This window comes from Acinetobacter sp. TG2027, from assembly GCF_000302435.1.
Lineage (GTDB): Bacteria > Pseudomonadota > Gammaproteobacteria > Pseudomonadales > Moraxellaceae > Acinetobacter > Acinetobacter pittii.
Genome location: NZ_AMJN01000053.1, coordinates 18,865 through 42,079 on the forward strand (window position 1 = coordinate 18,865; position 23,215 = coordinate 42,079).

The 23,215-nt window shown below is 40.7% G+C and carries 26 protein-coding genes; 15 read left to right on the plus strand and 11 right to left on the minus strand.

The window, feature by feature from the left end; all coding sequences use genetic code 11:
• Window positions 1–84: 84 nt before the first annotated feature.
• The 3 genes from epsC to B806_RS0114185 form a co-directional block, all read right to left on the minus strand.
• Window positions 85–1,026 (minus strand): serine O-acetyltransferase EpsC, encoded by a 942-nt coding sequence (epsC, locus tag B806_RS0114175; RefSeq protein ID WP_079381050.1) that lies wholly within the window; start codon window positions 1,024–1,026, stop codon window positions 85–87.
• 18 nt (window positions 1,027–1,044) lie between these two features.
• Window positions 1,045–1,554 (minus strand): rhodanese-like domain-containing protein, encoded by a 510-nt coding sequence (locus tag B806_RS0114180; RefSeq protein ID WP_000992247.1) that lies wholly within the window; start codon window positions 1,552–1,554, stop codon window positions 1,045–1,047.
• Window positions 1,555–1,791: 237 nt separating this feature from the next.
• A complete protein-coding gene (locus B806_RS0114185) occupies window positions 1,792–2,529 on the minus strand; it encodes an SDR family oxidoreductase (RefSeq protein ID WP_017386120.1) in 738 nt (245 codons plus the stop codon).
• A gap of 125 nt (window positions 2,530–2,654) precedes the next feature.
• On the opposite strand from B806_RS0114185, the gene B806_RS0114190 reads away from it, so the two are divergent.
• Window positions 2,655–3,575, plus strand: coding sequence for a LysR family transcriptional regulator (locus tag B806_RS0114190; protein ID WP_017386121.1), 921 nt, complete (start codon window positions 2,655–2,657; stop codon window positions 3,573–3,575).
• A 37-nt stretch (window positions 3,576–3,612) separates the two neighbouring features.
• Here B806_RS0114190 and yghU read toward each other — a convergent pair whose 3' ends face one another.
• The 3 genes from yghU to B806_RS0114205 all read right to left on the minus strand — a co-directional run bounded on the left by yghU (window position 3,613) and on the right by B806_RS0114205 (window position 6,152).
• The gene (yghU, locus tag B806_RS0114195; RefSeq protein ID WP_000071894.1) at window positions 3,613–4,473 is read right to left on the minus strand and encodes a glutathione-dependent disulfide-bond oxidoreductase; all 861 of its coding nucleotides are present in this window, start codon (window positions 4,471–4,473) and stop codon (window positions 3,613–3,615) included.
• A gap of 33 nt (window positions 4,474–4,506) precedes the next feature.
• On the minus strand, window positions 4,507–5,133 hold the full coding sequence (yfcF, locus tag B806_RS0114200) for a glutathione transferase (RefSeq protein ID WP_017386122.1): 627 nt from the start codon (window positions 5,131–5,133) through the stop codon (window positions 4,507–4,509).
• A 113-nt stretch (window positions 5,134–5,246) separates the two neighbouring features.
• Window positions 5,247–6,152 (minus strand): LysR family transcriptional regulator, encoded by a 906-nt coding sequence (locus B806_RS0114205; protein ID WP_017386123.1) that lies wholly within the window; start codon window positions 6,150–6,152, stop codon window positions 5,247–5,249.
• A 110-nt stretch (window positions 6,153–6,262) separates the two neighbouring features.
• Here B806_RS0114205 and B806_RS0114210 point away from each other — a divergent pair, with 110 nt between their 5' ends.
• Together B806_RS0114210 and B806_RS0114215 are read left to right on the plus strand one after the other, a co-directional pair.
• Window positions 6,263–6,694, plus strand: coding sequence for a CidA/LrgA family protein (locus tag B806_RS0114210; protein WP_017386124.1), 432 nt, complete (start codon window positions 6,263–6,265; stop codon window positions 6,692–6,694).
• A gap of 11 nt (window positions 6,695–6,705) precedes the next feature.
• Complete coding sequence (locus B806_RS0114215) at window positions 6,706–7,395, plus strand: LrgB family protein (protein ID WP_017386125.1); 690 nt, start codon at window positions 6,706–6,708, stop codon at window positions 7,393–7,395.
• Window positions 7,396–7,402: 7 nt separating this feature from the next.
• On the opposite strand, the gene B806_RS0114220 is transcribed toward B806_RS0114215, so the two are convergent.
• Complete coding sequence (locus B806_RS0114220; protein ID WP_017403176.1) at window positions 7,403–8,893, minus strand: PLP-dependent aminotransferase family protein; 1,491 nt, start codon at window positions 8,891–8,893, stop codon at window positions 7,403–7,405.
• A gap of 114 nt (window positions 8,894–9,007) precedes the next feature.
• Between B806_RS0114220 and B806_RS0114225 the strand changes: the two genes are divergently transcribed.
• Together B806_RS0114225 and B806_RS0114230 are read left to right on the plus strand one after the other, a co-directional pair.
• Window positions 9,008–9,643, plus strand: coding sequence for an FMN-binding negative transcriptional regulator (locus B806_RS0114225; protein WP_017403177.1), 636 nt, complete (start codon window positions 9,008–9,010; stop codon window positions 9,641–9,643).
• 42 nt (window positions 9,644–9,685) lie between these two features.
• Entirely contained in the window at window positions 9,686–10,279 is a 594-nt protein-coding gene (locus tag B806_RS0114230) for a GNAT family protein (protein ID WP_017403178.1), read from the plus strand.
• A 7-nt stretch (window positions 10,280–10,286) separates the two neighbouring features.
• Here the strand turns inward: B806_RS0114230 and B806_RS0114235 are convergent, their stop codons facing one another.
• Both B806_RS0114235 and B806_RS0114240 read right to left on the minus strand, forming a co-directional pair.
• Complete coding sequence (locus B806_RS0114235; protein WP_017403179.1) at window positions 10,287–11,474, minus strand: MFS transporter; 1,188 nt, start codon at window positions 11,472–11,474, stop codon at window positions 10,287–10,289.
• 9 nt (window positions 11,475–11,483) lie between these two features.
• Window positions 11,484–12,158: a cupin domain-containing protein gene (locus B806_RS0114240; protein WP_017386130.1), complete on the minus strand. Its 675-nt coding sequence runs from the start codon at window positions 12,156–12,158 to the stop codon at window positions 11,484–11,486.
• A 184-nt stretch (window positions 12,159–12,342) separates the two neighbouring features.
• On the opposite strand from B806_RS0114240, the gene gcvA reads away from it, so the two are divergent.
• The 10 genes from gcvA (at window position 12,343) to madM (ending at window position 20,704) form a co-directional block, all read left to right on the plus strand.
• Window positions 12,343–13,257 (plus strand): transcriptional regulator GcvA, encoded by a 915-nt coding sequence (gcvA, locus tag B806_RS0114245; protein WP_017386131.1) that lies wholly within the window; start codon window positions 12,343–12,345, stop codon window positions 13,255–13,257.
• Between the two features lie 109 nt (window positions 13,258–13,366).
• Window positions 13,367–15,046 carry a malonate decarboxylase subunit alpha gene (mdcA, locus tag B806_RS0114250; RefSeq protein WP_017403180.1) on the plus strand — a complete coding sequence of 560 codons (1,680 nt, stop codon included), beginning with the start codon at window positions 13,367–13,369 and terminating at the stop codon, window positions 15,044–15,046.
• Window positions 15,046–15,930 carry a triphosphoribosyl-dephospho-CoA synthase gene (locus B806_RS0114255; protein ID WP_017403181.1) on the plus strand — a complete coding sequence of 295 codons (885 nt, stop codon included), beginning with the start codon at window positions 15,046–15,048 and terminating at the stop codon, window positions 15,928–15,930. Before mdcA ends, B806_RS0114255 begins: the two co-directional genes overlap by 1 nt.
• A gap of 2 nt (window positions 15,931–15,932) precedes the next feature.
• On the plus strand, window positions 15,933–16,232 hold the full coding sequence (locus B806_RS0114260) for a malonate decarboxylase subunit delta (RefSeq protein ID WP_005076487.1): 300 nt from the start codon (window positions 15,933–15,935) through the stop codon (window positions 16,230–16,232).
• On the plus strand, window positions 16,225–17,076 hold the full coding sequence (locus tag B806_RS0114265; protein ID WP_005076484.1) for a biotin-independent malonate decarboxylase subunit beta: 852 nt from the start codon (window positions 16,225–16,227) through the stop codon (window positions 17,074–17,076). Before B806_RS0114260 ends, B806_RS0114265 begins: the two co-directional genes overlap by 8 nt.
• Window positions 17,073–17,900, plus strand: coding sequence for a biotin-independent malonate decarboxylase subunit gamma (gene mdcE / locus B806_RS0114270; RefSeq protein WP_005076481.1), 828 nt, complete (start codon window positions 17,073–17,075; stop codon window positions 17,898–17,900). Before B806_RS0114265 ends, mdcE begins: the two co-directional genes overlap by 4 nt.
• Window positions 17,891–18,499, plus strand: coding sequence for a malonate decarboxylase holo-ACP synthase (locus B806_RS0114275; protein WP_017386135.1), 609 nt, complete (start codon window positions 17,891–17,893; stop codon window positions 18,497–18,499). Before mdcE ends, B806_RS0114275 begins: the two co-directional genes overlap by 10 nt.
• Before the next feature lie 12 nt (window positions 18,500–18,511).
• Window positions 18,512–19,444: a malonate decarboxylase subunit epsilon gene (mdcH, locus tag B806_RS0114280; protein ID WP_005076477.1), complete on the plus strand. Its 933-nt coding sequence runs from the start codon at window positions 18,512–18,514 to the stop codon at window positions 19,442–19,444.
• Window positions 19,445–19,497: 53 nt separating this feature from the next.
• Window positions 19,498–19,899, plus strand: a complete 402-nt coding sequence (gene madL, locus B806_RS0114285; protein ID WP_005076475.1) for a malonate transporter subunit MadL — start codon at window positions 19,498–19,500, stop codon at window positions 19,897–19,899.
• Between the two features lie 43 nt (window positions 19,900–19,942).
• Window positions 19,943–20,704 carry a malonate transporter subunit MadM gene (madM, locus tag B806_RS0114290; RefSeq protein ID WP_017403182.1) on the plus strand — a complete coding sequence of 254 codons (762 nt, stop codon included), beginning with the start codon at window positions 19,943–19,945 and terminating at the stop codon, window positions 20,702–20,704.
• A gap of 54 nt (window positions 20,705–20,758) precedes the next feature.
• On the opposite strand, the gene B806_RS0114295 is transcribed toward madM, so the two are convergent.
• Both B806_RS0114295 and B806_RS0114300 read right to left on the minus strand, forming a co-directional pair.
• On the minus strand, window positions 20,759–21,676 hold the full coding sequence (locus B806_RS0114295; protein ID WP_005076472.1) for a LysR family transcriptional regulator: 918 nt from the start codon (window positions 21,674–21,676) through the stop codon (window positions 20,759–20,761).
• A 100-nt stretch (window positions 21,677–21,776) separates the two neighbouring features.
• The gene (locus B806_RS0114300; protein ID WP_005076470.1) at window positions 21,777–23,195 is read right to left on the minus strand and encodes a PLP-dependent aminotransferase family protein; all 1,419 of its coding nucleotides are present in this window, start codon (window positions 23,193–23,195) and stop codon (window positions 21,777–21,779) included.
• Window positions 23,196–23,215: the final 20 nt, after the last annotated feature.

The window sequence follows — 23,215 nt, forward strand, 5'->3', positions numbered from 1 at the left end:
TCTAAATAAAAATATATTTAAACTAGAAATAAGCATTTTATTAATCTGCACGTTCTTTGTTTATTTATCTCACATCTATAGTTTTTAACCGGCAATATGATTTTTTTGATAAGACTCATTCGGTGACTGTAAAATCTGGCTACCTGCAGCAACACTATGGGTTAGCCAAACATTCCCCCCAATAATTGACCCTCGACCAATCGTAATACGACCTAAAATAGTGGCGCCTGCATAAATCACGACATCATCTTCAACAATTGGATGGCGTATATAGTCTTTTTTCAAACCACCATCATCATTGGTTTCAAAGCGTTTTGCTCCAAGGGTCACGGCCTGATAAATACGAACGCGTTCCCCAATCACACAAGTCTCACCAATCACCACACCCGTACCATGATCAATGAAAAATCCTTTACCGATTTGTGCACCTGGATGAATATCAATACCTGTTGCAGAGTGAGCCAACTCCGAAATAATGCGTGACAATAAAGGCACTTGAGCATAGAGCTGATGGGCAATTCTGTGATAAATAATCGCAAATATGCCCGGATAGCAGAGTAATACTTCGTCTACACTATGTGCTGCTGGATCACCTTCATAAGCCGCCCGCACATCACCGTCTAAAAGGCGCCGTATAGAGGGCAAAGTGTTGGCAAAATCCTGCACAATAGTTTGAGCAAGTTCCTGTGGTTGTTGTACTGGGCTTGAATGCTCCAAATGTCGTTTCGCTTCATAATTTAAAGCCAGTTGTACTTGAGCATGTAAAGCTGTTAGTACCCGATTTAAAGTATAGGCAATATAAGAATCTTCAGTTTCCTGACGTAAGTCGGCAGGGCCTAAACGCATTGGAAATAAAATCCCGCACAGGTCATCTAAAATGGCCTTTAAAGCTTCTTTAGATGGAAGTTCACGGCCCCCAAATTCTTTTGTTCTGTGCTGTTGCTGACGCCAGTCATGCCTTGCTTGTTGTAAACCTTGTACAACCGCATTAATGTTCCATTGAGTCACAAGCTTTCCTTGATTCACTGAAAATTGATTGAAGTATTAGTCTTGTTGCCAAGGAAGTTGGTGGATGCGCCAGCCATTTTTCTGATTACGCTGTTGCTGTTCATTTAGATCACCTTCAAAGCCTTCAAGAACGTTATAAATGTGTTCAAAACCTGCATTAAATGCGGCTTCGGCAGCTTGTGCTGAACGGTTGCCACTACGGCATAACAAAAGAATGGTTTTGTCTTTACCAACTTTTGATTCAAGTTCTTTTAAAAAGCGTGGATTACGGTTAAATGATGTGCCTGTTGCCCATGCAACATGGATACTTTCAGGGACATAACCCACAAATTTACGTTCTTCATTGGTACGCACATCAACTAAAACAGCTTCTCCTTGTTGTACAAGCTGCCATGCGTCAACAGGTGATAAACTGCCACTAAAATTTAGTTCGCGTTCTTGTGCATATTGCTGTGCTTTAGCAAGAATATCTTCGGCTGAAAAGGATGTATTTGAACCATTTGAGATAAAACTTTGTGGAGTTTCAGTATTTAATTTAGCGTTCATTGAATATATCCTTATCTTTGATTCAGATTGTTAAGGTTCAATTTACGCGGTTTTAAATATAAGCAAAAATAAGGAATATCTATTTATATATATTATTTTGATAAATAAGAGCGGTGGATATTTTATATAAAACAGTATTAGTTAATCTTATAAAGTTATTAAAATAAAATAGATTTAAGAAATTTTATTATTTAGTAAAAACCGTACAGATTAAAATAATCCGCACGGTTTTTAAAATTAAGCAAATCCACCATTTACACGAATGACTTGAGAGTTTACCCAGCGCCCATCTGGACCAGCCAGCATGGCCACTACGCCAGCAATTTCGTCAGGTGTCCCGATTCGTTCCAATGGAGCAAGTTTTGCAATCGCCGCCACTTGCTCTTCAGTTTTTCCATTATAAAAAAGGTCAGTGCCTATCGGGCCGGGCGCAACGGCATTTACAGTGATATTGCGTCCACGTAACTCATTTGCTAACACATGTACCAAACCTTCGACACCTGCTTTTGAAGCAATATAAGGACCATATGCCGGAAAAGATTTGGCAATTACACTGGTTGAAAGTGCAATAATCCGACCACTATCTGGCACTGTTTCGGCAGCATGCGCCAATATTAAAAACGAGCCACGTAAATTGGTATGAATCACTTTATCGAAATCTGGCAGGCTTTCAGGTGTAATTTTTGCCATAGGCATAATACCGGCACTATGAACTACCACATCTACTTGACCATTAATGGCTTTTGCTTCTTGAAATAAACGGCTCACCTCATGTTCATTTGCAACGTCCGCTTGAATAGCTAAGGCTTGACCACCTTGCTCAATAATATGTTCTGCAGTGGCTTGGGCATGCGCTTTATTGCCAGCATAGTTAACAATCACATAAAAACCATCTTGAGCTAAGCGTTCTGCAATAGCACGGCCAATACCACGTGATGCGCCAGTAACCAGAGCTGTTTTTCTTGAAATATTCATTTTTAGATTGCCTATTTGATTAAGTATGGCTTATTTTAATAATATAGAAATATGGGATAAATCATCAGAATTGGATAAGATAATTCCATATTTATTAATAATAGACAGGGTTAAAAGCGAGCACTATGGATAAATTTGATACCTTGCAACTTTTTACCCGCATCGTAGAGCTGGGTAGTTTTAGTCAGGCAGCCGATCAGCTGAATATCCCACGCGCTACAGCAAGTAACGCCATTAAAGAGTTAGAGAGTAATTTACAGTGCCGTTTATTAGAGCGGACGACTCGGCATGTAAGACCATCACTAGATGGACAGGCATTTTATGAACGCTGCACACAAATATTATCGGAACTTGATGATGCCGAATCATCTTTACGGAATGTAATTGCTCAGCCCCGTGGTTTATTACGTGTCGATTTATCAGGCGCACATGCGACTAAAATTGTTTTACCCAATATCGATCAATTTCATCAACTGTATCCCGACATTGAACTGGTAATCAGTACGGGTGACCGCTTGGTTGATCTGATTAGGGAAGGCATAGACTGCGTGGTGAGAGCGGGACGTTTGGATGATTCCACTTTAATTGCTAGACATTTGATCGATATGCCGCAAGTGATTTGTGCAAGTCCTGACTATTTAAATAAACATGGAACGCCAGAGCAACCAGAAGATTTATTATCACATTATTGTGTCAATTTCTTTTCGACATCAGGCGGACGGAATTATCCATTTGAATTGATGGTGAATGGCAAAAAACAAGATTATTTTTTGAAAAGTTGGATCGCGGTAAATGATGCTGAAAACTATGTATTATCTGCCTTACAAGGGGCTGGCTTAATTCAAGTACCGCGCTACCATGTGGCAAATGAATTAAAAAGTGGGCGACTGGTTCAGGTTTTATCTGAGTGGGAAAGCCCGAAGATGTCAGTTTCTGCATTATATCCGCAGCATCGGCAGCTCTCGCCACGCGTACGAGTTTTTGTCGCTTGGCTGAGTGAGTTATACACGGGCTATTTTGCCAACTTTGAATACCCGCAAAAATGAAATATCTTGCGGGTAAGTCAAAAACTAAATGATATTTTTAAGACTGATTCTGTAATTTATCTTGAGTCTTGGTCTCAAAATCACTCGCATCATGGCGTTCATGCAACTGCGTAGTTAAATCACCAAAGGTACGATTGACCATACGGCCACGTTGTACCGCAGGGCGCGCTAAAATCGCATCTGCCCAACGTTGAACATTTTTATATTGATCGACACCTAAAAACTCCGCGCCGTTATATACCCAGTTTTTAACAAGACCGCCATACCAAGGGAATGCTGCAATATCAGCGATGCTATATTCAGAACCCGCCAAATATTCGTTTTTTGCCAGATGCTGATCTAATACATCAAGTAAGCGTTTTGTTTCCATTGCAAAGCGGTTAATCGCATATTCAATTTTAACAGGGGCATAAGCATAAAAATGTCCAAAACCACCACCTAAGTAAGGTGCACTGCCCATTTGCCAGAATAACCAATTGAGGCATTCAGTACGTGCAGCAATATCAGTCGGAATAAACGCTTTAAACTTTTCAGCCAAGTAAAGCAAAATTGAGCCAGATTCAAATACTCTTAATGGCGGGTTTTGGCTATGGTCAACCAATGCTGGAATTTTAGAGTTGGGATTAATGTCTACAAAGCCACTACCAAATTGCTGTCCTTCACCGATTTTAATCAGCCATGCATCATATTCAGCATCTTTATGTCCTAACGCTAAAAGCTCTTCAAGCAAAATAGTAACTTTTTGACCATTAGGCGTTGCTAAAGAGTAGAGTTGGAGCGGATGTTTTCCTACTGGAAGTGTATGCTCGTAACGCGCACCTGAGGTAGGTTGGTTTAAATCGGTTTTTTCTCCAGTCCATTGCCAAACTTGTGGAGGAATATAGTTTGAATTACTCATTTTTTATCTCATGTTTGGTGTAAATATAAGGATTTATTTATGTCGCAAGGCAAGCCATTTTTGTACGGTCGGACGTTGCCATTGCTGTAATGCATAATTTTTTAGGCGCTCTGGTACAGCATCACCATTTTGAATAAGACGTTGCAACATTAATGCAAGTTCAGCATCCACAATGCTCCATGAACCAAAAAGAAATTCGGCATCAGACGCAAGAAGTTTTTCTGCAACAAAGAAAAGTTTTTCTGCTGCTTTTTGGCCTTGTTCGGAAAGTGGAGTGGACTTGGGCTGAAAAAAAATAACATCGGTTGGACGCTCAGTTCTTAGTGCAACTAAGTCTGATCGGAGCCATGCCTGAATTTGTCTTGCTCTTGCGCGTGCTTGAATATCTTTTGGATAAATAGATGTGTTTGGATAAAGCTCTTCAAGATATTCCAAAATGGCAGATGATTCTGATAAGGCAAAATGATTGTGCTCAAGTACAGGCACTTTGGCAGTTAATGACTTTGCGACATAAGATTTTTCAAACTGGCCTTGCTGGCCTAAGTTGATGGTCGCAATTTCAAATGGAATTTGCTTTTCATGTAGTCCTACAAAAACTGTAAACGCATAGGGGCTTAGAAATTGTGAATCTGTGTACAGCTTAAAATGTTCATTATTCATTGTTATTGTCCATGTCATAAAACAATCGGATCTAGTCTAAGTGAGCTGATCCAAGATTGGGTAGCTTTTTTTTGGAAAAGCTTTATCGGTTTTTGAATTAAGCCATTTCAACGTTAGGGCTTAATGTGCTGAAAATGTTGACGGACAATGCTAAGCCAAGCTTGTACTGCTGGTGAAACAGGAAGATTCTTTTTCCAAGCCATGACTAAATGCCACTGAATATTTGGTTTTTCAAGCGGTACTGCTGCAAATAAACTAGGGTCAAGCATGTCGGTATAATACTGCGGGAGAAGTGCAATCCCCATACGTTGTAGCACCATATCTGCCAAGAGGTGCCATTGGCTGGTACGGCAAGCAATGGTTGGGTAAAAACCATGCTGCTTACAGGCATCGAGAATAATACTGTTTAAAGAGAAATTTTCAGGAAACATTAAAAACGATTGGTGTTGTAGCTCTTCTAGATTTATTTTTTTGCGTGTTGCCCAAGTCGCATCCCGACGTAAAAGAACCATTAAAGGGTAGTTACACAGCTCAATGCTATTGAAAATTTGCGTATCAAAGGGCTGCAATAAAACGCCAACGTCTAACTCGTTATTGAGTAAGGCTTGTTCAATACCACGTGAACCCACTTCCATAAAAGCCAATTCAATATCTGGTAATTGCTGATGATAATCAAATAGGGCAGTCGTTAAAAGCTGTGAACCTAAGGGTGGAACGCCAAGTTTTAAAGTCCCTGTTTTTAATTGTTGGTAGTTTTCAATTTCAAGAAAGATGTTTTGTTCTACTTGAAGAAGCTCGATTGCATGTTGATAAATGCGCTCTCCAATTTCGGTTAACTCAATTTGTCTTTTACGGCCATGATCAGGTTTAACTAACAGCTGTACCTGAAGTTGCTCTTCAAGCTGCTGTAATATTTTACTAATAGTGGGTTGAGTCAGATACAACTCTTCAGCAGTACGGGTAAAACTTTTAGTTTTGACCAATGTAACGAAGCACTGTAATGATTTTAGTGAAAGCATAATAAAGAATAAATTATTCCATTTTTGAATAATATTAACATGAATAATTCATATTTAGCAGCTTTAACCAAGCTAGCATAATAGTGTAGTTAACCATTTAATTTCACAAAATGAGTACTGAATCTGCTTCTGGCACACCCACACAACCTTCACTTTTAGTTTTAGTTAAACAAATTTTGATTTTGGCTGGATTTTGGTGGGTCGGATATCTCTTACATCAAAAACTTGGTGTGCCTGTATCGGCAGGCATTTTAGGTATGTTTTTATTGCTTTTATGCCTGTTCTTTAAAATTATCAAAATGGATCAGGTGGCAGTGGGAGCAACTGTTGTTTTAGGTGAACTGTTGCTGTTTTTCGTGCCTGTTGTAGTCGCCGTTGTTCAGTATAAAACCTTGTTTATGACCGAAGGATGGCAAATTGTGTTGAGCATTGCGGTTGGGACTATTTCGGTCATGCTCAGTACGTGTCTGACGATTCACTACTACAATCGTTTAAAGGCTTATTTACAGGCTCGAAAACGTCTTCAACATAAGCATATCTAAGAGAAAATGACATGAATATTTGGTCAATTCTTTGTCTGATCTGGACTTTGGCAGCCTATGTTGTGGCAAAGCGGATCTATCAGAAAAATCCAAAACTTTGGTTATCACCCGCGATTAGTGTACCTGTACTCACCATTATTTTGATGACGATTTTTGGAATTTCATATCAAACTTATGCTGAAGATACGCAGTGGATTGTTAATTTATTAGGGCCTGCAACGGTTGCGTTTGCTGTACCGATTTATCGTTATCGGGAAACGATTCGTAAAAACCTTGGAGTCCTTTCAATTGCGATTATTGTGGGGATGAGTGTAGGTGTGATGTCAGCCTATGAGATGGCGCAGTGGTTCCATTTTAGTCCTGAAGTGACCAATAGTTTGATGGCTCGTTCTATTTCAACTCCGTTTGCCATGATTTTAGCGGAAGATATTCACGGTTCGGCAGCATTGGTTTCACTATTTACCGTTATTACTGGTTTGGTCGGTATGATTTGCGGCGATGCGATTTTAGCGATTACTAAAATCCGTTCTAACATAGCAAATGGGGCGGCCTTTGGTAATGCAGCCCATGGTTTTGGTACAGTCAGAGCACAGCAGCGCAATAGTGAAGAAGGGGTGATTGCCAGTTTAACCATGGTTATTGCCGGTATTTTAATGGTACTGATTGGGCCATTTGCGATTCATCTATGGCTGTTATTGTAGGCTTTGTCTAAGTCGACTTGTCATATTGTTGAATAATCTTTGATAGCTTTTTTATGGCTTGTTGCATCAGTTCGGGTTCAAAATCGCCTAAGCCGACAATTAAACCCGAACGTTGCCGCTCTTTTGAAAATGTCGGCGAAATTGGTTTGATGGCAATGCCTGCATCGATTGCCGAACTTGCAACGTCAATATCATTAATATGCTGAGCAAGCCATAACACCATATGCATGCCTTGATCGCCCGGCTGTAACCAAGCCAGTTCTCGAGGTATGTATTTTTCAATCAAGCCAATAATGTATTCTCGAACTTCTGCATAGACATTTCGAGTACGTCGAATATGTCGTTCCAAATAACCCTCTTGAATAAAAGCAGCCAAAACGTGCTGGTCAGCTGCAGGTGGATGTCGATCAATTAAGACTCTAAGCCCACAAAAAGGTGCTACCAATTCTTTAGGTAATACTGCATAGCCAAGTCTAAGGGAAGGAAATAGTACTTTGCTGAAAGTACCCAGATAAATGACTTGGTCGGGTGCCATGCCTTGTAAAGATGGGAAGGGCTGACCGTTATAACGGAGTTCGCTGTCATAGTCATCTTCAATGATCCATGCATTTTGCTGTTTTGCCCAAGCCAATAAAGCAGTGCGTCTTGCTAGACTCATCGGCATGCCAAGTGGATATTGGTGAGAGGGTGTCACGAAGGCGGCACGTGCATTTTTCGAAAGTCTAATTCCGGTTTCAACTTGAATACCTTCTTCATCGACAGGAACACGGATCATCCGAATGTTTTGTACAGCATGTTCAAAAATGGCTGTTGTACCCCGATAAGCTGGATCTTCAATCCAGACTTCATCTTTTGCTTCAAATAAAATCTGGCTGCAAATATAAAGTGATTGCTGGATGCCGGGTGTAATCACGATTTGTTCAGGTTCACAGTGGACAGAGCGTGATCGACGTACATAGTCGGCTATAGCAACTCTTAGTGATAGCACGCCTTGAGGTTCACCATAACCTGATGGAGCACCTGCACCCCGAGCTCTAAATTTATTACCAAATTTACGCCAGATGTCGCTCGGTTGAGTCCGTCCAACGGGGACAGATACCGCAAAAGGAACATGGGGAAGTGGCTTAAATTCATCAAGCACTTTGGCATAAGAACGTGCCGATTTGGTTAAAGATATCGAGTTAGGTTTATTTTCTTTTGATGAATGTTGTATTACAGATGTTTTAACCAAAGCATGAGACACATAAGTACCAGTTCGTGCTTGAGAGTCAAACACACCTTCGGCTAAAAGCTGATCGTAAGCTTCGATAATGGTTCCGCGAGCGACTCCGAGTGTTTGAGCCAGTTCTCGCGAAGAAGGCAACGGATCGCCGGGCTGTAAATCACCACTTTGTACAGCTTCACGCAAAGCTTGGGTTAGTTGAGCACTTATCTTTCCTTGGCTTTTATCAATCTTTGCAATAGATGGAAGTTCAACAACTTTTGCCATTCTTGCCATAATTCTGGTCTACTTAAAAAAATACAAAGTGGTTCTTTTTAATAAACCACAGAAACCAGAAAATTTACAACACAAAATATAAATAACCCTGATATTTACAGTGAGGTTTTAGTCATGTATATCCCTGATGATTTTGCAGAAAACCGTTTGGATGTGTTGCATTCTCTTATTGCAGAACATCCATTTGGAGTGCTTTTTACTCATGGAAGTAATGGCTTAGATGCAAATCATCTTCCATTCGAATTACAGGCAAGCGAAGGGAACTTGGGTGTGCTACATGCGCATGTGTCACAAAATAATTCTGTTTGGCAGGATATTAAAAGTGGAGATGAGGTAATTGTCGTGTTCCAAGCAGGCGATGCTTATATTTCACCAAACTGGTACCCATCCAAACATGAACAGCACAGACAAGTACCGACATGGAACTATAGGGTTGTGCATGCTTATGGCAAAGTGACGATTCGAGATGACGAACGTTATGTTCGCGGTGTTGTGGCTCGTTTAACCCGTAATCATGAAGCATCTCAACCTGAACCATGGAAAATGTCCGATGCACCAAAGGATTATCTTGAACCGATGTTAAAAGCTATTGTAGGTATTGAGATTGAAATTACCAAGCTGCAAGGAAAATCAAAACTTGGGCAAAACAAAGAAAAACGTGACATTTTAGGCGCGGCAGATGGCCTATCGAAATCTGGTCATCAAACTATAGCGAATGCCATGTACAGTGTGGCTGAGTCAAATAAATAATTTTGAAAATATAAAAGCTTAATATCAATTGAGGAGATAAAGATGCCTTTGACTACACCTGTTGAGTTATTGGGTGAACACGTTATTTTAAAGCCGCTAGATGTAACTCAAGCTGAAGCGCTCAAAGAGGCTGTTTGTGATGGGGAGCTCTATAATCTTTGGTATACCCGTGTGCCAAGACCTGAACAGATGACTGCTGAAATTGAACGACGTCTCGATTTGCAAAAATCTGGCTCTATGCTGCCATTTTATATTGAAGACCGAAAAACGGGGCGAGCGTTGGGCATGACAACACTAATGCATATTGAAGAAGCCCATCGCCGTGTAGAAATTGGCTCAACATGGTATCGAAAGTCTGCACAACGTACGCCTGTAAATACTGAATGTAAAAAGCTATTGTTGGCTCATGCATTTGAGACTTTAAACTGTATTGCGGTTGAGTTACGCACATCTTCTTTAAATGTTCAAAGTCAAGCCGCGATTGTACGCTTGGGTGCAAAGCTAGACGGTGTGCTAAGAAGCCATCAAATTGTGAAAGATGATATTTTGCGGGACACTCATGTTTACAGTATTTTAAAACATGAGTGGCCTGCGGTCCGTCAAAATCTAGAATGGCTATTGAGCAAACCGCGTTAAAAAGAATTTAAACAAACTGCTTTTCTCTTTTTGGGCTTAGCCAGAAGAGAGAAACTGTGACAATCACCAACCATGGTATTAAAGCCATATTCATTACTTTCCAGCCAAATAAATCCAGTAAAGCACCTGCACTAAACGAACAAATCAAACCGACAACAAAAACTGTCATATCGTTAATAGCTTGGGCCTTGGCTTTTTCAGCCACAGAATAAGTTCCTGTGAGTAAAGAAGTACTGCCAATAAATAAAAAGTTCCATCCCACACCTAATAAAATTAAAGAAATAGCAAAAGATGTGAACTGAGAACCTGAGAGAGCAAATCCGATATAGCAGGCAAATAATAAAAGACCTGCAAACATGATTTTAAGCACACCAAAGCGAGCAATTAAGTTTCCAGTAAAAAATGAAGGCAGAAACATACCAAGCACATGAAGCTGAATGACTGTCGTAATTGACCCAAGTTCATGGTGTGAATGTCGCATAGCAATTGGTGTGGCAGTCATACCTAAAATCATGATGCCGTAACCTGTTACTGCGCCAAACAGAGCAACTAAATAGGTGGGTTGAAAGACAATCTGTTGCCATGGACGACCAGCAGTAAAGTCAGACTTTTGCTCAACTGTATTGACAATATGTAGGCTAGATAAAATGCCCATTGCCACAAGTGAGATGATACTAATAATTAAAAATGAACCGATATATTCTAAATGCTGGAATAAGGGTCCACCAAAACGGGCTAAAGTCGGACCAATGAGAGCTGCAACAATTCCACCTGCCATCACCCAAGAAATAGCGCGTGAGCGGAACGCATCATTTGCGACTTCACTGGCAGCAAAACGATAAAACTGGGCAAAGGATTGATATGCGCCAATACATAGCGTGCCTAAGGCTAAAAGGCTAAGTGAACTATAAAAAATTCCGATTGATGCAATAATGCCGCCGAGCACACCTAAAAAAGCACCGAATAGAAAACCGTTACGCCGTCCAATATGTGCCATTAATATTGAGGCAGGGAACATCATTAAAGCCGTACCCAAAAACATAGATGCGATGGGCAGCGTTGCAAATGTTGGGGTATTTGCAATATTTGCCCCAGCCAAGCCACCAATGGTCATGACCATGACAGAAACGGTTTGGAAAAGGGATTGGGAACTCGCCAAAATTAATACTTGGCGGTGCATAGTATTTTGAAGCATAAAGAGCCTTTAATTATATTCCGCAATGGCTGAGGCTAGGTGTCCAGTTTTTACATAAAGAGAAGTGCCAGACAAACCAGCTTGAAAATGTGCATGTGTTTTCGGTGGTAAGCGTATCCATGTGCCAGTTTCATAAACTATTTCTTTATCAACTAATTGACCTTGGGTAATCAAAATTTCGATTCCACCCTCAGCTTCTTCAATAAAAAGTTGCTGCGGCTTGAGTTTTTCTAAATAAGTGTGTTCATAACTTGCATCAATCAATGTGCAAATTAAACGCGAACCTATTTCTTGCCATTGTGCTGGGTCGTTGGTATTGATCCGTAAGGTTTGCGTTTCTGACGTAGGAATTTGCATAAGTTTGACAAAAATCAATGTACCTTCTTCACTCGATGGTTGGTGTTCCGACTGATGGGGACTGCGTAAATACCATCCAGCAGGGTAGTGCTGATTTTGATTTTCAGTAAATACGCCTGAAAGTACGAGGATTTCTTCACCATGATGATGTCGATGTTCAGGGAAAGTTGTATGGGGCGCATATTTCACTAAACTGGTCGCACGGGCTACTTCATCACCAATACGATCAAGCATGACCCGATCAACTTCCCCACGGGGAGATTTCACCCAATGATAGTCTTCAGGTTTGATAATGACAGCCTGTGAAAAATCGGCATGGATCCACATGAATACTCTCCTCCTAAAGGCAATTTTCTGTATTCAATAACAAAATAAATAAAGTGAATGAGCAAGCCTACTCAAGATGTAAAAATTTAATCGTTATGAATAGATTACAGAGCATTTTAGAAATAAAGATTTATAAGTACAAATGAGATAATCTACTTAGCCAATAAAGAAAATCTTTAGCGTTATGAATTCACCAGTTTATTTGAATGCACTTCGTGCTTTTGAAGCCAGTGCACGACACAAAAGTTTTTCTACTGCGGCAAAAGAGTTAAATGTTACTCCGGCCGCAGTGGGGCAATTGGTACGTACACTTGAAGATTGGTTAGGCTTTCCGTTGTTTCATCGGCAAACTAACGGTAAAAATCGACTGGTCGCTACTGAACTGGCTGAATCGGTTTTACCGGATATTCGGGCGGGTTTTGATAAGCTCACTTTGGCTTTGGAGAAATTAAAACAAGATTCTCTATCAGGTGTGCTTAATATGGCGGTAAGTCCAGCATTTGCTGAAAAATGGCTATTACCAAGAATTGATCATTTTCAAAAACAATATCCAGATATTGATGTTCGTTTAGACATTAACCTTAAAGCCGTAGATTTTTTAGAACAAAAAGTCGATGTGGGTGTCAGATATGGTCAAGGGCAATGGCAAGGTTTAGAAGCCGTTAAACTTATGGATGAAGAGGTTTATCCCGTATGTTCGCCCGCATTTTTAAATGAACATTCATTTCTCTTAACCCCAAATGATCTGAAAAATATCACTTTAATTCATGATCTTTCTATGGAAAAACATCAACAATTTCCGGGGTGGCAATCTTGGCTAAAAAGTGTAGGTTTGAATGACATCAATATTAGCCGTGGTATGCAAATCAACAGTTCATCTGCAGTTTTACAGGCTGCAATGGAAGGACATGGTGTTGCATTAGCGCGTAGTGTTATGGTGCAAAAAGATATACAAACAGGGCGTTTGATTCGATTATTTCCTCAAATTCATTTCTCATCGCCCTTTTCTTATTATTTGGTATATCGACCACAATACGCAAATTTGCCTAAAGTCAAAATCTGTCTAGATTGGTTTTTTGAAGAAATTCATCGAATATAAAATTAATCATTAACCTGAGGTTAATAACAGCTCATCTAGGTTGATTGATCAAAAGTCCATAAAGCGTTTTTATAGATTCAGAACAAAACTGCGATCTATAGGTAAGCACATGGAAGGATCAGTTCAGAATAAAGAACGGTTATGGACAAAGCGGCGTCATGCCAAACAACTAAAACTAGAGATGGCAAACCAATATACCGATGGTGTGGTGATTCCAACTCAAGACATTATTAAAGTTTTGGAAACCTTAATTACACCGGGTGACAAAGTTGTACTCGAAGGGAATAACCAAAAGCAGGCTGATTTTTTATCGCGCTCTTTGGCACAAACCAATCCAGATATTTTGCATGATTTACATATGATCATGCCAAGCGTCGGACGTTCGGAACATCTCGATCTGTTTGAAAAAGGCATTGCGCGTAAGCTCGATTTTTCTTTTGCTGGCCCACAAAGTTTACGTATTAGCCAGTTAATTGAAGATGGACTGCTAGAGATCGGGGCGATTCATACCTATATCGAGTTGTATTCACGTTTGGTGGTCGACCTCATTCCAAATGTGGTGCTCTCAGCGGGCTTTATGGCAGACCGGCAAGGCAATATCTATACAGGGCCAAGTACTGAAGATTCTCCGGCACTGATTGAACCTGCCGCTTTTAGTGACGGTATTGTGATTGTTCAGGTCAATGAATTGGTCGATGACGTCTCAGAGTTACCCCGTGTCGATATTCCTGCTTCTTGGGTGGATTATGTGGTGGTTGCAGACCAGCCATTTTATATCGAACCGTTATTTACTCGTGACCCGAAACATATCAAGCCTGTGCATATACTCATGGCAATGATGGCAATTCGCGGAATTTATGAGAAGCATAATGTGCAATCGTTAAACCATGGGATTGGTTTTAATACGGCAGCAATTGAACTGATTTTACCGACCTATGGTGAATCTTTAGGTTTAAAAGGAAAAATCTGCCGAAACTGGACTTTGAATCCACATCCAACCTTAATTCCAGCGATTGAAACAGGTTGGGTTGAAAGCGTGCATTGTTTTGGTACCGAACTCGGTATGGAAAAATATGTTGCAGCTCGTCCCGACGTGTTCTTTACAGGTCGTGATGGCGCTTTACGTTCCAACCGTATGATGTGTCAGCTTGCAGGTCAGTACGCCGTTGACTTGTTTATTGGCGCAACTTTGCAAGTTGATGGAATGGGGCATTCTTCAACTGTCACCAAAGGGCGTTTAGCTGGTTTTGGTGGAGCGCCAAATATGGGACATGATCCACGCGGACGTCGTCACGATACGCCAGCATGGTTAGATATGCGTTTACAAGGTGCTAATGAAACAGAAACTTATTTGGCACGTGGTAAAAAACTCGTTGTGCAAATGGTGGAAACTTTCCAAGAGGGCGGTAAGCCGACTTTTGTGAATCGTCTCGATGCCATTGATGTTGCTAAAACAGCAGGCCTGCCTTTAGCACCAATCATGATTTATGGCGATGATGTCACTCACTTACTCACCGAAGAAGGCATTGCTTATCTATATAAAGCAAACAGCCAAGAAGAGCGTCAAGCCATGATTGCTGCGGTGGCAGGCGTGACCAGTATTGGTTTAACTCAAGACCCAAAAACAACAGCACGTTTAAGAAGCGAAGGTCTAGTGGTATTCCCTGAAGATTTAGGTATTCGCCGCACCGATGCAACACGTGAGCTTTTAGCGGCGAAAAATATTGCCGACTTGGTGACATGGTCAGATGGCTTATATCAACCACCTGCAAAATTCAGGAGTTGGTAATGATGGCACAAGTTCAATATCAAACGCTCAGCGATAGTCAGCTTTTAGCAGATATGGCAGTCAAAGCGTTAATTGATGAAGTTAATCTGACACCGAAACCAGCTTTGGTCGATCGCCGTGGCAGTGGTGCGCATGATGACCTGACTTTGGAGTTAATGGAGCGCTCTGCGAAAAGTTTAGGGCTTATGTTTGATGCGATGGCGCAAGCTGCAAAGCATCATGGAAAAGTCTGTTTAGCTTTGCGTGAAGACATTGGAGAAATCGGTCGCCAAGGTGAAAAGACCATGATGTTGGCAACAGACGGTGTCAACACACACCGCGGTGCAATTTGGGCCTTGGGTTTAATGGTTACCGCAGCAGCATTAGCGCGCAGTAATCAGCAATATTTATCGGCTGTTGAGCTATGCCAGTTAGCAGGGCAGATTGCTCAGCTTGAAGATCGCTTTATTCCAAAGCAGGCTTTGAGTCATGGTCAGCAAGTACAAAAGAAATTAGGCATCTTAGGTGCCAAAGAACAGGCACAACAAGGCTTTCCAACTATTGTGAATTTTGGGTTAAAGCAACTTTATCAAAGTCGTAGTAAACCCATGAAAGAAGAGTTTGCTCGCTTAGATGCCTTGCTTGCCATGATGACAGATTTGACCGATACCTGTGTGCTTTATCGCTCTGGCACATCTGGTTTAAAGCGTATGCAACAAGGCGCACAGCAAGTATTGGATTTGGGCGGTAGCTCAAGCTTAGAAGGTCGACGTGCTTTGCATCTTTTAGAGCTTGATCTGCTTCGGATGAAAGCTTCCGCTGGTGGTGCCGCAGATTTGTTGGCAACAACACTGTTTATAGATCGTGCTCAGCAGTCATCTTTAAAAAATAAAGAGGGATTTTGATTATGGAAACCCTTCATTTTGAATTTGTGGCGACAAAGCCACCTGTAAAAAAAGCATTGGTAGGATGTGTTGGCTCGGGCGATTTAGAAATTTTAATGGAACCTGGTGAAACAGGAAAAACTTCTATTCAGGTAGTAACTTCGGTAGATGGGAGTGCAGCACGTTGGCACAATCTTTTTGAACGAATTTTTACTGCGCAAATACCACCAGCGGTCAATATTGATATTCATGATTTTGGTGCAACTCCTGGTGTCGTTCGCTTACGTCTAGAACAAGCATTGGAGGAGATTGCTCATGACTGATATTCAGAGTTTGTTAAATAAACAAGATTTTATTGAACTTAGTGCAAGAGAACGTGCCAAAGCGCTATTAGATGAAGGGACTTTTCGAGAGTTACTCGACCCATTTTCACGTGTTATGTCACCTTGGCTCGTTAAGCAAAATATTGTCCCGCAAGCCGATGATGGTGTAGTAATTGCAAAAGGATCTATTCAAGAATGCCCAGTGGTTTTAATTTCAATTGAAGGCTTATTTCAAGGCGGAAGTTTAGGCGAGGTAGGCGGAGCTAAAATTGCGGGTGCCTTAGAACTTACAGTTGAAGACAATCTGAAAGGTATTCCAACAGCGGCAATTTTACTATTAGAGACGGGCGGCGTTCGCTTACAAGAAGCAAATCTGGGTTTGGCTGCAATCGCTGAAATTCAGGCTGCAATTGTGAACTTACGTCAGTATCAACCCGTCATTGCAGTAGTTGCAGGCAGTGTAGGGTGCTTTGGCGGTATGTCAATTGCGGCTGGCCTATGTAGCTATATTGTAATGACACAAGAAGGACGTTTAGGTTTAAATGGCCCGCAAGTAATTGAACAAGAAGGCGGTGTACAAGAATATAACGCTAAAGATCGTCCATTTATATGGAGTATTACTGGTGGTAATCAGCGTTTCGCTAGTGGTTTGGCAGATGCTTATGTTGACGATGATCGCCAGAAAATTCGTCAGCAAGTCATCGATTATTTAACTCAAGGCGTGCCTCATCAGCATCGTAGTTCAAATTACTCATTCTATTTAGCGAAGCTACAAAAAGTCGATACTGCTGAGCAAATTACCCCAGCACAGGTTCAAGCTTTGTATCAAGGAGAGCAAGCATGAATATCGCCGTTGATACATTAAAAGCATCTACTCGTGGTGCACATTGGTTTAAAGCATTTACACAGGACTTTAAGACAGTTGAAGGTTTTCCAGCTTCTGTTTGGGTAGCTGATGGTCAGATTGATCAGCAAGCAGTACGTGTAATTGCAGTTGTCCAAGACAGCAATAATCTGTTCCCGCGGGCAAAACAAGGTGAAGTTGGACTGCTAGAAGGCTGGAGTTTGGCAAAAGTAGTTGATGAGGTGATTCAAGCCGATGCACAGACTGAAAATAAACGCGGCATTTTATGCTTGGTTGATGTGCCAAGTCAGGCCTATGGGCGCCGTGAAGAATTATTGGGTATTCATCAAGCTTTAGCGGGTGCAGTAGATAGCTATGTTAGAGCCAGATTAGCAGGTCATCCTATTGTGAGTTTATTGGTTGGTAAGTCGATGTCGGGTGCTTTCTTGGCGCATGGATACCAAGCCAATCGTATTATTGCCTTAAAAGATTCAGGTGTTATGGTGCATGCAATGGGTAAGGAATCTGCTGCACGCGTTACCTTACGATCGGTTGATGAGTTAGAGCAATTGGCATCAAGCATTCCTCCAATGGCCTATGACATTGAAAGTTATGCAACGTTGGGTTTGTTGTCTGAACTGTTATCTATTGAAAACCCTGAACAACCGACAAACGATGATCTTTTGTTAGCGAAACAGGCAATTGCTCAAGCGTTTAAAGAAATTAATGCTGATCAATCGAGAGGACTTGAACAAAGACTTCATGGCCAAAACCGTCAAATGTCTAAAAAAGTCCGTGAATTATTGCGTGAGCAATGGTCATGAAACTTAAGCTTGGAGCCCATGATTTGTTGTGGGGCATGACGGTCGATTACATAGCCGATGATGCTCCGCATTGGGTGAGAGAGGTATTGCAACGAGGTGATCCTGTTGTGGTTCGACGGGCAATTACTCCTGAAAATCAGGTGGCTGTGGGTATAAGGGGGCAATTTCGTCATCAACGATATGCAGCTCAAATGCCAAGAATTGCTATTAACAGACAACTTAAACCCGAAGAATTGACTCATGTAGATCTGCAGCAGTTTGAGCACTTGGCAGAACGTTTACAGAGCATTTCTAGCATTATGAAAAACTTTTCAGGATGTTGGGGATATACAGGAAGTTTTGGGTTTGAACTGGCAACGGGCATTAAAACAGTAACCCAACAAAGTGACATAGATTTATTGATTCGAGCTGAACAACCTTTTGCCAAAAAGCAGGCAATTGAGCTACTCGAAAATTTTCAGCAAGCAGGGCTCAATGTGGATATACAGCTACAACTTCCGCAAGGCGGGTTGGCCTTAAAAGAATGGGCTGGGAACAGTGGAAAAGTTCTATTGAAACGTTCTGATGGTGCTGTTTTAGTAGAAAACCCATGGAATTAGGGAATAGATATCATGGCTTCAATTTGGGTATATCCGGGGCAAGGTGTGCAACGAAGCAATATGTTGCACGACTTACCTCAAACCGCTCTAGTTAAAGAATACCTTGAGCGTGCATCGGATGCACTCAAAGAAGATGTCTTGATGCTAGATAGTCCGGCTGCATTGCAGTCGACACGTGCAGTACAGCTTTGTTTGCTGGTTTCAGGTGTGATGAGTTCAGCCTTATTAACAGCGGAAAACTTAACACCAGATTATGTAGCAGGTTTATCAATTGGTGCATGGTCGGCTGCGGTTGTAGCAGGAGTTTTAGCCTTTGAGGATGCCGTTCGTTTAGTTGCCTATCGAGGTGAACTCATGCAAAACGCTTACCCCACTGGATATGGCATGACAGCTCTGATTGGTACAGATCGTGCAGCTGTTGAAACATGGGTCAAACAGATTTATGAAATAACGCCAGAGGTGTTTGTTGCAAATATTAATGCACATAACCAGATCGTTATTTCAGGAAGCTTTGAAGCCATGAATCAAGTTGCTGTTTTAGCAAGGCAACAAGGCGTGGTGGCAAAAAAATTAGATGTATCGGTGCCATCGCACTGTGAATTATTAAGTCAGCAAGCAAAGCAACTTGCAGCGTCTATGGAGGGAGTGACTTTAAAGCAGCCTAAAATACGTTATTTAAGTGGTACAACGGCTCGTATGCTTAGCAGACCAGAACAGATTGGTGATGACTTGGCTTTTAATATGAGTCGAACTGTAGATTGGGAAAGTACCATCCAAGCTGCATGGGAGCGAGGTGTAAGGTTACAGATCGAAGCTTTGCCGGGAACGGTGCTTACTACACTTGCACGCCGAACATTTAAAGATGGAACTGTATTGTCATTTCAGGGAATACGTTTAGACAGCATTCAGTTAGCAATGCAAAATGAAAATAACGCTTCTTTGTAACTACAATACAAATTAAAAATTGAGTAATAACCCAAGGATATGAGGGATTTACAATGATTATATATGGAACAGCAATATTAGCGATCTGCCATTTATTAGGCGACTATCTTGGCAACACCTTAGGCATGGTATTAGGCGTTAAAGCGAATGTCGGTGGCGTTGCTATTTCAATGATTCTATTGATTTTATCTAAAGAATTATTGGCAAAAAAAGGTTACTTACCTCAAGTCACACAATTTGGCGTCTTGTATTGGTCAGGTATGTATATTCCGATCGTTGTTGCGATGTCGGCAGGTCAAAATGTTGTTGCAGCATTATCGGGTGGCATGTTAGGGCTGATTGTCTCTATTGCATCGTTAATTGGCACGGTTTTAGTCATCCGTTATTTAAATAGAATGAGTGGTGACTATGAAACATATGAATGGACGATAGAACCCAAGGAAAAAATAGCCTAAGCAACATAAACTACAAAAAGTTCAATCAAAAAGGATTTAAATGATGGACGCTATAATTGCTGTGTTATCAAAAAATGCATTAGTTACTGCTCTTGCAGTAACGGGTTTAATGATGTTTGTTTCCCATCTACTCTCAAAATATTTGACGAAGGGAAAACTACAAAGTTCTGCAATTGCGATTACTTTAGGTTTGGTTGTTGCTTACTTTGCGGGAGTTTATACGCAGGGAACCAAAGGTGTTTCGGACATCGCTATTTTTTCTGGTTTTGCGCTGTTGGGCGGAGCCATGATTCGTGATTTAGCGATTGCTTCAACTGCATTTGAAGTTGATGTGAAAGAAGTGAAGAAAGCAGGCAAAATTGGTCTAATTGCATTAATGCTTGGTTGTGTTGTGCCTTTTGCAATTGGGGTTTTGGTTGCATGGAGCATGGGCTATCGAGATCCCATTTCGATGACAACGATCGGTGCAGGCGCAATGACTTATATTGTAGGTCCAATTACTGGTACTGCAATTGGCGCGAGTTCTGATGTCATCGCACTTTCTATTGCAATTGGTTTAATCAATTCAGTTTTCTTTATGGTCGGGACGCCACTGCTTGCGAAATTTATGTATCTAAAAAGTCCACGCTCTGCCATGGTCTTTGGCGGTTTGGCAGGAACAACCAGTGGTACAGCTGCGGGATTGGCAGGTACAGATGTACGATTGGTACCTTATGGCGCTTTAGTTGCAACCTTCTATACAGGACTAGGGTGCTTACTTGGACCTTCTGTCTTTTTCTTAACGGTTAATGCGATTTTTGGATAAATTTTTGAAAATCCTATAACGGCAACTCATTATTCTTTAATAAGTTGCCGATATTTATCTTTTAAAATTAGTGGCGAACATGCGACATTCAGCAATCAGAGCAAGTAAGTTTGGGTCTCGTTCTTTGCTTTTTAGAAAGACCAAACCGATTTCTTGCTGCATATGATATTGCTGTTTTAGCGGAATGAGTTTGACTGAGCTTTCATAAACTGCAGAAATACGGCCGGGTAGTAGAGCAAAACCGACACCTGAGCTGACCATACTAATTAAGGTAAAAATATCATTGACCTGTAAAGCAACTTTTGGTGAAAAACCTGCTTTTTTAAAAATAATGTCGCTGTCGTTATGAGTTGCAAAACCCTTAGTTAAAGTTAAAAAAGTTTCTTCTTTTAAAAGGCTTAAATCAATATCTTTAAAATCGGCATATTTTGAATCTTTATTGACGGCCAAAAAAATGTCATCTGAAAACATCGGCAAAATTTCAAAGTCATCATCTTGAGTGGTTTCATTTAAAGCCACGATAATGGCATCCAGCTCAGTTGCTTTAAGCTTTTTCACCAAATCCTGATTCGAGCTCAGCAACAGTTGAATATCAAGCTCACTACGTCTGATTTTAAGGCCGCTAATCACATTTGGAATCGTATTTACAGTTAAAGAATAAAGAGAACCTAAATGTAAAACCTTGGCTGCAAAGCCTGCGGCTTCTCTGGTTTTATTTACGGTAATAAAAATGTCTTGTACGATTTTTTGTGCCCGTTCTTCAAAGACATAAGCACTTTTTAAAGGAATGAGGTTACGGCCTTCATTTTTAAAAAGAGGGCAACGTAAAGCACTTTCTAAAGAATGTAAGGCTTTATGAACACTGACATTACTCAACTGCATTTCTATGGCTGTTTTAGACAAATTTCCACAGCGCATAAAAGCTAAAAAAATCTGTATTTTTTTCAGGGTGAGTTCTTCATCAATTTCCATATTAATTCTTTGAACCTGTTTCCCTTAAAACTATAGATTTGAGTTATAAAGTTACCACAAAATAAAGACTATAAAATTGTGCTTAGGTCGAAGCATTTCTTTAGAGACTTGCTTCAACTCTTTGTTGAATGGTTTTGATAACCTGATCTAATGCGCTTTGAATTTTAGTGTTCCATTCAAAAGAGCAATTGATTCTCAAATAATGCTGCTGTGAGGGTAAAACACTAAATAGAGGGCTTGGCGCAACGCCAATATCTTGCTGAATCAACTCTTCATAAACTTGCATACTGTCTAGCGTACTAGGAAGTTTGACCCATAGAAAATAGCCACTTGGGTAGTAATACACTTCGCAAGAGCTAGGCAGATGTTGCTTTATATAGTGATAAAACTGCTTTTTATAACGCTCAAGCGAAAGTCTAAGTGTACGCAAGTGTTTTTCATAATGATGATGAGACAAAAACTCAACCAATGCATTTTGAATGAGTGCATTTACTGAAATGGTACTCATGAGCTGTAAGTGTTGAATATGGTCTGAAAATTTACCGGCATAGACCCAACCAACCCGAAAACCTGCACCTAATGTTTTAGAAAAAGAAGAGCAGTGCAGTACCAGATTTTGTTGGTCAAAATATTTCATCGAAAGTGGTTTTTGGCCGCCATAAAAAAGCTCTTCATAGACATCATCTTCAATCAAATAAATTTGGTGTTCATGAAGCAACTTGGCAATTTTATATTTAATGTCATCACTGACTGTAAAACCAATCGGGTTATGGGCATTCAGCATGAGCCAGCACACTTTGATTGGATAGGTTTGAATGACTTGTTCAAATGCCTCTAGGTCAAAACCATGTTGTGGATGTTCAGGAATGGTAATCACTTTAAGTCCTAAACGCTCGGCGGCTTGCCAAGCCCCATAAAACACAGTTTGCTGTAATAAAATATAATCGCCGGGTTGAGCGACAGCTTGTAGCGAAAGGTTCAGTGCATCTAAACCTCCAGATGTAATGACAATGTCATCTGGGTCTGTCTGTATGCCTTGCATACAGTAGCGTTGAGCAATTAGTTTTCTTAAGGCTAAATTACCGGGAGGCAAACTGGTTGTCTGGTCATAACTTTGTCTTTGACGGGCAAGCTGTCCCATAATTTGAATAAGTTTGGGTGCTGTTAAAAGCTGACTGTCCGGAAAAGCTGAACCAAAAGGTACGACGGACTCATGTTGAATTGACTTAAGATATTTAAAAACTAATGAATTAATTTCAATTTTAGAGTTCAGTGAAACAACTGAATATTGTTCGAGTGGCTTTAGTGCAATTTGCTCGGCAACGAAGTAGCCAGATTTTTCTTTTGAATAGATCAGACCTTGTGATTCAAGCTCCTGATAAGCATTCATGACGGTCATTAAACTAAAACCAGAACGTTGTACCTGATCTCTCAATGACGGTAATTTTTCATGTGCATTTAAAGTGCCGCTCTCAATGAGTTGGCGAATGCTATGAGCGAGTTGTTCTGATTTATACATGTATGAGCTGCACGAAATAA